The sequence below is a fragment of the Halalkalibacter flavus genome (assembly GCF_036663575.1).
GTDB lineage: Bacteria > Bacillota > Bacilli > Bacillales > Bacillaceae_D > Halalkalibacter > Halalkalibacter flavus.
The window spans coordinates 32811-40784 of record NZ_JAWRVK010000037.1; the positions used below are offsets into that span (position 1 = coordinate 32811).

Here is a 7974-nt window from a genome sequence, read left to right on the forward strand (position 1 = left end):
ATAATAATCAAGATATTGACATGATACGCGTTCTATATTTTAGAATGATCATGTACTCTCGATAAAAAGAACACATTTTAAGGCTTCTATGCCAGAAATGGTCTTAGCTTAAGTATAAAGAAAACCACATTAATGTGGTCTTTTCTTATGTTGATTTTCTTTTAATCAACTCTAGTTCTAATGTTTTAATGGTTGGGACGACTTTGTTATTGATTAAACTATATAATATACTTACTGCTGTCTGGCCCAACTCTAGAATGGGCTGATGTATTGTTGTAAGCTCTACTACTTTCGAAATTGGCTGATTATCAAATCCTATTACTGCTAAATCCTCAGGGATCCGTATTCCTTGGTTCTTTGCTTCATAAATCATTCCAGCAGCTACATAATCACTTCCTACAACCATGGCTGTAGGACGCACCGTTTGTTCTAGAAGTGTTTTTGCTACTGTAATTCCATCCTCAATCGTATACTGTTCAGCAAAGTACCAATTATCTCTCCACTGTAAGCCATATTCCTTTTGGTAGTAAAAAAATGACTTCTTTCTGCTCATTCCCACGCCACTTTTAGGATTTCCTATACAGAGGCCAATAGCTTGGTGTCCTTGATCTCTTAAATGATCAATAGCCATTTGGATTCCAGACTTGTGATTAATAAATACGCTTGTAATTTGTTTACTTTCAGACGCTTCGCAGGAAACAATTTTTCCAAAATCAGATACTTCATCGAGTATGTGGCAAGGACTTACACATGAACCTAAAATAAGACCATCAATGAGCTTGTATTTTAACCTGTTAAAAAACTCTAGTTCTTGTTTAGGATCATTATTAGATTGATGTACAAACAAGCTATAATTGTGCTTGTTACACTCTTCGCCAATTCCCTCAATTAAGTTACTAAAAAACGGATGGTTAATCTTAGGAACAATAACTCCTAATACGTTTGTCTTGCCTCTAGATAAATTTACAGCATTTAAGTTTGGAACATAATTAAGTTCTTTTATTGCCTGTAAAACTGCTTCTCGTTTTTCTGGTTTGACATAAGGATGATTATTGAGAACTCTCGATACCGTTGATCGAGAAACATTTGCTCTTTTAGATATCTCTGTAATATTACTCATTGTGACAACTCCTTGCTATAAGCAGATCGTGTCATCCCCATTTTATGCAAGAGCTGATCGAATACTCCTACTAATAATCCTAAACATAGTACCACAATAACAGATCCTATTCCAATAGGTCCTTTCAATAGTAATGCAAGTATAAAGGCTGCAGCTTCTCCAATTGTATTGGTTACATTAATTTTCCACCCGGTACGAGCTGTGATAGCCAACATGAGTTCATCATTTGGAACAGATGGAAAAGATGCGCGTAGATAAATAGCAATACCCAAAGCTAGTACTGATAATCCTCCAAAAAATAAAATCCACGGGGGAACATAAACATGTATTTTCATAAAGTGAAGTATCTTTAGATTTAGAAGATCTACAAATGATCCAATGATTAAGATAGGAATAAACCCTCCGAGATTAGGGGTACTTCTTTTAATGAAACTGTTTACGAAGATGAGAACACCTCCGACAAGAAAAACCCAAGATCCAATGGTTAAACCAATTCGTTGGGATAGTGCTACATTTAGAGCATCCCATGGCGCTATCCCAACATTGGATTTAATCATTAATACAACTCCTAAAGACAAAACGAACAGCCCTGTAAAATAAATAAGACATCTATGGAAGAAGTGATTCATACTAGCTTCTCTTCCTCTACATCTTGATCTTCTACTTTATTTGCTTTTATATATTTTTCAAATGCATATGCGACACCACATTCCTGGTTAGATAGCGTTTGATACGTAGAAACCCGAACTAATTCCTTATCCGCATTTCCCATAGCAATTCCTGTTGCGGCAACTTGAAACATCGGCATATCATTTAAGTTGTCCCCGATAGCAACAGCATTCTCTACAGATGTCTCGTAATAGTTACAAAGCTTGCGTAAAGTTATCCCTTTATCTACGCCCGTACTCATAATTTCTAAATTAAACGTTCCAGAACTAGATATTTCACACCCAGTTATTTGTTGAAAATGAGCTTTTACTTCTTTGAGTAAATGAACGTTCGGAGAGACGACCATAATTTTAATAATAGAATGATAGTCTGTCGGCAAAATGGTACCTGTTTTTTCTTCTAAACCATATTGATAAATCTGAGCTTTAATTCCTTTCCAAAACTCGTCTAAATTAAAATCAGAGTTTTGTTCCATTACGTCATGTAGTTGCTTTTCTAAATAATTTATCCCTAAGTTGGATACAACAATTTTGTCAGACAGATAGGCTTGATAGTACATTTCCCTCTCGTTTAACCAGGGAATAATAGCTTGCACTATGGACTGTTTTATAAATTGTTCATCTATTTTCTTATAGTCTACATAAATCTGAGCTCCATTTGATGCAATGATGGGACAATCTAAGTCATGCTTTTTTGCAATATGCTGTGCATCGAATAACGCTCTACCTGTTGCAATCGCAACAATATAATCTTGTTTCTGTGCTTCCTTTATAGCACAGACATCTTTCTCATGAATAGATAAATTCTCGGATAAAAGAGTACCATCTAAATCAATTGCAATTACTTTCATGATGCTTCCCTCATTTCTGTAAGTTGAAATATATAGACAGTATAAAATGTGGGACGCGTTTCAGAGCAAATAGTTTTTTTATAAAATATTAAATACATTGACTTGTTCAGTGCAAATAAAATTGTTTACTTTCGACAGCACAACAGCCACATTTTCCCGTTTGAGAAATGCGGCTGTTAAAAAAATAATTGTTTACTTTTAATCAATCAGTCATGATTTATCGAAAAATACGTGACAAAAAAGTTCGTTACTAAGTTCATTACTAAACAATTGCGCCCGATTGCGGAAGATCGTTGCTGATTTTTTATTGAAGGAAAGCACCCGTTTCGTTGAATAAGAAAATGAAGCTGTTGTTACAGCTTCATTTTCATCTTCATCCGTTATTTAATTGTTTATTTTATGGACTCTGCAATTTCAATGAAAGTATCCAAATCAATTTCGTCTGGATCCGCACCAAAATGATACCCTAATTCATTTTTTGTAAAAGCCAAAGAGTGAAAATACTCGTGATGTTGTCTGTAATAAGCTTTTTCTCCATTTTTCAGTGTATAAACTTTATCGTTTGCATTATTAAACGTATCTAAGTTTGTTTCAGGCATTACATAAAAGCCAAAATCAAGAGTTGGGTATTCATCAATTTTGCCAAGTCTCATAAAATGCAGTTTCAAACGTCCTTCTTCATCAATGTTTCCGAACCGATGTGATGGTTCAAAAGGCAACTTTTTTGGAAGGCTTACCTTTTTATCATACATTTGTTCAAATTGTGCAATAGCTTTTTCTGCGGGAATATAGTTATTTCCTTTAATAAATTCCTCTAGTTGCTTTTCTTCATGAGATTTCCCTTGTACATCATTAGTGTTAAAAGCCATCATAGTAAAACTTAAAATAACCGCTATAATCATAAAACTTAACTTGCATACTTTCATAAAGTCCCTCCATTTAAACGATTAGGTTTAATATGTGTATGCAGACCCCAAATATACCCAAAAGGATTTTAATATTGTGCTAAACTGCCCCTATAGTACATTTCTTCACAATCTCATACCAATATTAACATAAACATCCAGTTTAGTTTGGAAGTCTTATTCAATTAAATGTCCCTTTACCTGAAAAAAGACACTTTCCTTGTTACAGAAAAGCGCCCGATTGTGGAAGATCCAAAGTTGTTAAAGTTGGCTCGCACTTATTGAACTTTTGCACCCGTTTAACAAGATTCAATACTACTTACTCTTTCTATAATTAAAGGTAATTCTGCCAAATCATCGATTATAAAATCCGTTTTAACATTGCCCCATTGTAAGTCTTTTTTCCAAATCCCTTTCATTCCTACTTTTTGAGCAGCTTTTACATCGTTTTCTGGATGATCTCCAACGTACATACTTTCATTCGGTGAAACATTTAATCGCTCTAAAGCTTTTTTGAAAATTTGAGGATCAGGTTTTTTTAAACCTTCCCATTCAGAAACAATTATAGTTTCAAAATACTTTTCAATCCCTAATGCCTTTATATTATCCATTTGGAACTGCCCTTTTCCATTAGTTATTATTCCTAATTTAATGGACTTACTTTTTAATCCTTTTAACATACTGTTGAGATTAGGAAAAGGGACACAACTATTTTTAAATTGTTCTAAGTAATCTTGAAGTAAACTTTCCCAAGTGATCCCAGTAATGTTAAATTCATTGACCAATTGTTGATACACTTTATCTTTCCAAACATGCCCTCGGCAATCTAACTCTATAAACCTTGAAGTATATTTTCCTTTTGGTATATGACCTACCCATTTATTTATTCGGTCGTACTGGTTGTCTATAAACTTCTGTACTGAAGCATCTCGATATAACAAAGTTCCATCTAAATCAAATATGACTGCCTTAATCATTTTACACTCTCTCCCAAGAAACATAATTCTAATTTATTTCTTTATCTTAACCTAAATACCTTCTTCAATCTGGACCTTAAATACAATTAGAGCGCAATCCTTCTTACAGGAAAGCGCCCTATAATGGAATAATTGAATAGTTTCTTTTAGCTGTATAAGTATTTTGACCCGCTAACTTTAAAGCTTAAATCTCCTCAGTTTCTTCATTTTTAGTACAAAAAAAGTACCTTCTGTATATAGATCCAGAAGGTACTAAAGTGCAGCAGGATATAGCGTTAATTAAAACAAGCACCATAAATTGCGGTAATTCCAAATAATGCACCTAATTCTGTTTTAATTTGACTGCCATATGCAGCAGTTGCTCTATCAAAAGCTTCATCATATGATCTAGAGCGACTCCACCCTTTATTTCTATTAAAGTTATAATGAGAGATTAAGTTTTTAACAAACTTAGATGTACCACCTACAGCCTTTAAAGCGTTTTTAATTTTTGTGATTTTTGCAATAGGCAATACCCCTGTAACCAAAGCAGCTCCAATTGCTCCTATACAAGCAGCAACACCCATAGTTTGGAATTCAGAACCGGAATTTTGACCTTCAGACATTTCCATTAGTAAAAGAGCATCTTTGGACGTAGTATCTATCAACAAATTTTCCCCATCTGTTGTAAATTGATAATCATCACCTGCATTTTTTTGAAACCATTCAACAATCGCTTCTGGATTATCTAGAATATCATCTGGCATGTTTTCAATAGCATAAATAAAAGAGTTTTCAATTAAGTACTCTTCTAAATTGTCATAATCAGCACCAAGAGTTAAAGAACTTTGATCTCTACTAATTTTATTTTCTTCAGCTAGTGCTCTAGTAAAATCAAAAAATGTAAATCCAAACAAAATTGTCACAGTCAATAAGTAACATGTTATTCTTTTAATTACAGTCAACCAAATTCCCCCTTATATGTTATAGATTATTATAATATACTATATATGTAAAAAGCTAATATTTTTTAAAGGAGGTCCCTATGATTAGCAATAATATTAGTACATCTATGTTCATAGTAGCTTTTTTTCTTTTTGTTGTCGGAATTTTAACTGTCTTTGACGCTATAGGTAATGCGTTAAGTACTATTTTATTTATTGTTTTATTTGTAATCTCAATAATTATTAAAATCCTAGAATCATTAAAGAAAAACAAAAAAGATAACTAGATTTTACTAATTGGCTTTAGACGGTAAAGTTACATTCATTATTAGTCGAACTCCCAATTAGCGCTTGGGGGTTTCTTTGTATTTTCACTATTCACTCAGGGAAAACTATACCGCCTCTTCATTAAGATAAAATATTATTGTTTTAGAGGTCCAGAAGTCATTTGAAATCCACATTATATCCCTTATTCCGTAGTTACCTTTGAACCGTTTGAATATCCACTTTAACTACCAAGTGTTATTCAATTATATGGCCCTTTTCATGAAGAAAGACACTTTCCTTATTTCAGAAAAGCGCCCGATTGTTGAAGATCGTTATTAAAGGAAAGCTCCCATTAGTGAAATATAAAAATTGTTTAGAAAAGTTTCTATAAAAAATAGTTATTCATAAAAAAGTGAAATAGTAAAAGAGCTATAGCGCTTATAAAACCAAACCAACCTAATAATCTCTGGATTAACAGTAGAAAAACAGAAACAAAAACACCAGTAACAACAATACTTCCCATTGAACTTAACTCAATAAAAGGATCACCTATTCTACTATTCAATAAAAATATTGTAATCATCGATAGCATGCCTAGCGCTATGCTAATTAACAAAATAATATTTTGATGATTTTTGCTTTTGAAAGAAGAAATACGCACTCCAAACCCAACAAATAGCAAGAATAGTATATAAACAATGGGGTATCCAATTATCTCAACCAACGTGAAACTTAATGTATCTGTTAATCCCATTCTTGATACTTGATAGCTAATAATAATGAGAACAATTTGACTAATGATAGCTAATTGTCTTCTAAGTGAAGAACCCATTGCCACAATAAGGTCATTTGCATATTCTTTTGGATTACAACCAAAGATTTGATGAACATCTTTTCCATCTTGCTCACCTTCTATTAAATGCCCTTTTGCTTCCTCAATAAATTCATCTAAAACTTCATTTTTTACGCCCTTAGTAAAAAGATAACTTCTTAAATCTTGTAAATATTTTTCACTTTCTAACGATAATTTCATTGTTCTTCCTCCTTCAATAATTTATCAACCCCGCATTTTAATATGTTCCAATTTATAATAAATTGACTCAACTCTTTTTGACCTTTTTCAGTGAGACGATAATACTTTCTGTTCGGTCCAGCAGTAGATTTTTTCAGTGTTCCTTCTATTAGCTTTTCTTTGTTCATTCTTATAAGTAAAGGATATATAGAACCTTCGCTAACTGTAGAAAATCCACTTTCATGAAGTTTAGTAGCAAGTTCATAACCATATACTTCTTTCTCAGATATAACCTTTAAAATACAACCTTCCAGTATTCCTTTTAACATTTGAGTTTGTGACACCTAAATTCACCTCCAATATAATAACTTGTATTACAAGGTATTGCGACATAGAAAATGCACTAACTTGCATTACAAGTCAATATTACCAAACGCTATCTTGCTTTGCAATATAGTATTTATATTTTTTTCTTAAAATAGGTAAAAAAAAGAGTGGTAGCAACCTATTTCAAGTTGTACAACCCTCGCTCCCATTAGTTCAACAATCTCATTTTTCTTCATCCTCATTTTTTAGCCATTCTTCTTCTGACTGGTATCTATTTAGAGTTTCTGTAATAGCATCTTTAACTACCCTTGAATAATCGTTTTGTAATTCCTGTTCCAACTCTTTAATATCAACTCTTAATAATTCTAACGCTCTAACTTTTTCCTCTTTAGACATATATTCATAAATTTTCCTCATAAAATAAACCTCTCTTTTGCGCAAAACTTCTTTTACTATTCTGCTTCATTACTTTAAGTACAATCCTTCACAATCTCTAATTATCTTAACATAAATATCCAATTTAACTGCCAAGTCTAATTCCATTATCTGGCCCTTTACATTAATAAAAGGCACTTTTCCTTGTTACAGAAAAGCGCCCTATAATGGAATAACTAAAATATGTTCTTAGTCCTATAATCACTTGCTATTTGGTCATTGATATACATATGAGTAAATCTGTCCAATTAGCTTATTCCTTTATTAAAAATGCTGTCACTATTTGGGGACTTGGCGTAATATATCGTTCACTCATTGTAAGTTTTATCATCGTTAATCCTTGTATCGAAGCAAAGTAGTAAAATGCCATTTCCGTAGCACTTCCATCTTTAAACTGACCAAGTTCCTGGCTTTTTTCGATTAAATGGGTTGTTTGTTTAAGCATCAATTCACTTTGTTTATTAAGGTTTTGAACCTGAGGGGAAGGCT

General features: G+C 32.7%; 10 protein-coding genes and 1 pseudogene. 1 reads left to right on the forward strand and 10 read right to left on the reverse strand.

Going from position 1 to position 7974, the window contains the following annotated elements:
• Positions 1-145: 145 nt before the first annotated feature.
• From SAY88_RS19360 to SAY88_RS19385, 6 genes are all read right to left on the reverse strand, one after another.
• Positions 146-1120: a LacI family DNA-binding transcriptional regulator gene (locus SAY88_RS19360; protein ID WP_332633795.1), complete on the reverse strand. Its 975-nt coding sequence runs from the start codon at positions 1118-1120 to the stop codon at positions 146-148.
• Entirely contained in the window at positions 1117-1749 is a 633-nt protein-coding gene (locus SAY88_RS19365; RefSeq protein ID WP_332633796.1) for a YczE/YyaS/YitT family protein, read from the reverse strand. The genes SAY88_RS19360 and SAY88_RS19365 overlap by 4 nt, the downstream gene beginning before the upstream one ends.
• Complete coding sequence (locus tag SAY88_RS19370) at positions 1746-2639, reverse strand: Cof-type HAD-IIB family hydrolase (protein ID WP_332633797.1); 894 nt, start codon at positions 2637-2639, stop codon at positions 1746-1748. Before SAY88_RS19370 ends, SAY88_RS19365 begins: the two co-directional genes overlap by 4 nt.
• A gap of 392 nt (positions 2640-3031) precedes the next feature.
• On the reverse strand, positions 3032-3565 hold the full coding sequence (locus SAY88_RS19375) for an autoinducer (protein WP_332633798.1): 534 nt from the start codon (positions 3563-3565) through the stop codon (positions 3032-3034).
• Between the two features lie 278 nt (positions 3566-3843).
• Positions 3844-4521, reverse strand: a complete 678-nt coding sequence (locus SAY88_RS19380; protein ID WP_332633799.1) for an HAD family hydrolase — start codon at positions 4519-4521, stop codon at positions 3844-3846.
• A gap of 275 nt (positions 4522-4796) precedes the next feature.
• Positions 4797-5465, reverse strand: a complete 669-nt coding sequence (locus tag SAY88_RS19385; protein WP_332633800.1) for a hypothetical protein — start codon at positions 5463-5465, stop codon at positions 4797-4799.
• A gap of 80 nt (positions 5466-5545) precedes the next feature.
• Between SAY88_RS19385 and SAY88_RS19390 the strand changes: the two genes are divergently transcribed.
• Positions 5546-5731 (forward strand): hypothetical protein, encoded by a 186-nt coding sequence (locus tag SAY88_RS19390; RefSeq protein ID WP_332633801.1) that lies wholly within the window; start codon positions 5546-5548, stop codon positions 5729-5731.
• Between the two features lie 365 nt (positions 5732-6096).
• On the opposite strand, the gene SAY88_RS19395 is transcribed toward SAY88_RS19390, so the two are convergent.
• From SAY88_RS19395 to SAY88_RS19410, 4 genes and pseudogenes are all read right to left on the reverse strand, one after another.
• Complete coding sequence (locus tag SAY88_RS19395; RefSeq protein WP_332633802.1) at positions 6097-6744, reverse strand: HAAS domain-containing protein; 648 nt, start codon at positions 6742-6744, stop codon at positions 6097-6099.
• On the reverse strand, positions 6741-7052 hold the full coding sequence (locus tag SAY88_RS19400) for a PadR family transcriptional regulator (protein ID WP_332633806.1): 312 nt from the start codon (positions 7050-7052) through the stop codon (positions 6741-6743). Before SAY88_RS19400 ends, SAY88_RS19395 begins: the two co-directional genes overlap by 4 nt.
• Before the next feature lie 220 nt (positions 7053-7272).
• Entirely contained in the window at positions 7273-7467 is a 195-nt protein-coding gene (locus tag SAY88_RS19405; RefSeq protein WP_332633803.1) for a hypothetical protein, read from the reverse strand.
• A 271-nt stretch (positions 7468-7738) separates the two neighbouring features.
• Positions 7739-7974 (reverse strand): annotated as a pseudogene (locus tag SAY88_RS19410) (TetR/AcrR family transcriptional regulator); the annotation flags it as partial.